The organism is Streptomyces lancefieldiae (assembly GCF_031845825.1).
Taxonomy (GTDB): Bacteria; Actinomycetota; Actinomycetes; order Streptomycetales; family Streptomycetaceae; genus Streptomyces; species Streptomyces lancefieldiae.
Window position 1 is genome coordinate 1 of sequence record NZ_JAVRFH010000177.1, and the last position, 2,591, is coordinate 2,591.

The 2,591-nt window shown below is 69.0% G+C and carries 2 protein-coding genes and 1 pseudogene; 1 reads left to right on the plus strand and 2 read right to left on the minus strand.

Annotated elements, in window-relative coordinates; genetic code table 11:
• Positions 1-232 (minus strand): annotated as a pseudogene (locus tag RM812_RS41320) (hypothetical protein); the annotation flags it as partial.
• A gap of 223 nt (positions 233-455) precedes the next feature.
• On the opposite strand from RM812_RS41320, the gene RM812_RS41325 reads away from it, so the two are divergent.
• Entirely contained in the window at positions 456-719 is a 264-nt protein-coding gene (locus tag RM812_RS41325; RefSeq protein WP_311586053.1) for a DUF6207 family protein, read from the plus strand.
• 336 nt (positions 720-1,055) lie between these two features.
• Here RM812_RS41325 and RM812_RS41330 read toward each other — a convergent pair whose 3' ends face one another.
• A complete protein-coding gene (locus RM812_RS41330) occupies positions 1,056-1,796 on the minus strand; it encodes a hypothetical protein (RefSeq protein WP_311586055.1) in 741 nt (246 codons plus the stop codon).
• Between the last annotated feature and the right edge of the window lie 795 nt (positions 1,797-2,591).

The following is a 2,591-nucleotide window of genomic DNA, read 5'->3' on the forward strand; positions in this document are numbered from 1 at the left end:
GGTGCTCGACGTCGACCTGGACGACGCCCGGCTGCGCCACATCCGGCAGGTCATCGTCTCCAACACAGCACCGCCCGTCCCCTACGAGCCCATCACCGTCCACAACCCCGATGCACCGGGAACCGGAGAGCCAGCTCGGCAGCGTCTCCGCCGCGGGCGCGGGCGCGGGGACGGTGAGGGGCAGGACGGCGAGGGAGGCGGCGGCCAGGCCGCGCAGCATGGTCTTGAGCATGAGCCGGTGATAGCGGCCACCGAGGGGGCGCTGTCCCGGGTTCCGGCGAGTGCGCCGCCCGTGTGGGTGGATGGTCGTACCGGAACCGGAGCGGCACGGTGCTCCTGCAGGACACGGCAGTGGGACGTGTGCCGCTGGTCGGCTGCCAGGGATGCGAGGCTGATCAGGCGGTACGCAATCGCAGCAGAAGGTCAGCACGCATGTTTCGCCGTACCCAGTCCGGGTGACGCTCCCGGGACGGGAGAACTTCGGCGAGCTTCAGGGCGTCGTGCCGGGTATGAGGCCGATCAACGACGGGCATGTGGCGGAGCCGGGGCTTGCGGTGGTGGAGGTCGCGGCCGCCAATGACGAGACAGCGTTCGCGGTCCAGGACCTGCTCGCCGCACAGTGGGCGATCGCGCCGGCAGACCGCACCACCCGCGAGCCCGGCGAGCCGGGTGTACGGCTGCGCTGTTTCCTGGACCTGCGGCAGCGGCCCGACTCGTAGAGGTGGAAGGGATCCGGGGTGACGTGGACGCTGCCGGAGCCGATGCTGAGCACTGCCGTACCCAGCCCTGATCTGCGGCGGGAAACTGTCACTGGCGGGAACTGGAATGCGATAGGTAGGGACTCGGACGCGGACGACACGAGCGAACCCCTCCCCGGCACAACCAACTCCAAGATCATCCCAGGCCGGTCAGCCAACGTGACAACACCGTTTCTTGGTCATGTCGTCTGCCACGAGAACGTCAGTTGCTCTGCCATCTGACGTGTCAGTCGTGCGGTACGCGGTTCGCGGGGCTCGACGTTTCTGCTCATGGCCGGCGTACCGGCCGGGGCGGGATCAGGCGCCTTGGGGGAGCCGGCCGACCAGACCTGTCAGCTTGGAGCTGTAGCGCTTCAGCTCGGCCGACACGTACGAGGAACCTTCGCTCAGTTCACGCGCCAGATGCTCCTGCTCCTTCAGGCAGGCCACCGTGGTGAAGCTGCCTTTCTCACCGTGCTGTACGACCTGTTCCCCGGCCTCGAGCACGCTCGCGCTGCCGAAGGGGTCCATGTAGGTCATCTTCGGGGTCGTGAAGCTGCTGCCGTCGTCAAGGCGCAGGGTGATCGTGAAGGTGTAGACGCTGGGCAGGTTCCCCTCGAAGGCCGTCTCCGGCCCCACGGTGAAGGCGATCCGTTCCTGCTCGTGCGGAGGAAGGGAGTACTTGAGCTTACGGATCTGCTGAAAGGGCGCCTTGGCGGTGGTGGGGACCTTGACATCGTACCGGGCCTTCACCTCCAGACCGCCCGCCCCGTAAGGGCATCCCACCCGGGTGATGGAGCTGAAGTCGAACTCCGCCTGCGACACCAGGGCGGGGTTCTCCCCGCTGTTGCGCAGGACCACGGTGACAAGCGACGCCTTCCACTGCGCCGTCTCGCCCGTCTCCTCTCCCCCGGCCGAGGTCCAGTCCGCCCGGATCTCCTCCTCCTTCGCCAGGTCGACGTCCACCACCGTCACCTCCGCTCCTGACTCGGGCCGGGGCTGGAGGTCCGGGAACAGCAGGAACACCAGCCCCAGGACGCCGCCCAGAGCGGCGATCACGCCCCCGATGACCGCGATGATCCCCTGGGGGCGCTGCAGAAAGGGCCGCTCCGGCTCCCGGACAGCGCTGCCCGTACCGGCCGACCCACTAGTCCCCGGTGCGGCTGCGGCGGGGCTGCCCGTACTGGCCGTCCTGCCGGACGCGGGCGCAGACTGGGCGGAGCTGGCAGCACCGGCGGTGCTACCGGACTCGGGTAAGGGACGCTCCGGCTCCCGGGCGGAGCCGGCCGCCCCAGCCGGTCCACAGGCCCCCAGTGCAGACCCGGGGGTCCCGCTCTGGTCTGCTGTCATGACGCCTGCCTCCCCATCACGCCCCAGCCGACGTCGCCGTATACCCATCCGTTGTTGCGGTCCACCTCCGTCCCCTCCCTGCCAAGGCGGCACCATTCTCCAAGCGCGCGGTGGAGCCCGACCGTACCCGTAAGGCCTCGCGTCCGGCACCCCGGCGGAGCCCGCCCTCTGCGGAGGGCGCCCGTGGCCGCCAGCTCATCGCCCAGCCGCCTCAGCAGTCGCTGTTGCAGGCGGATGACAGGCCGGGGCAGCGGCACCGAGGCGCGGCCAGCAGGATCGGCCGTGCCGTCGGCCGGGAATGGAGGGCGTGGTCTTCAAGCGGCTCACCGATGCCTATACGCCGTCGGTGAGGGGCTGGCAGAAGTACGAGGTCCGCGTGTCGCCGTTCCTTGAACCGTGACCCCCTATCGGTCGATGAAAAGTGACCCCTTCCGTGATCGAGTGATCAGTCTGGCTCCATGGGAGTCAGGTGGAAGAGGTGATCGGTGTGGAGGACTGGGCTGA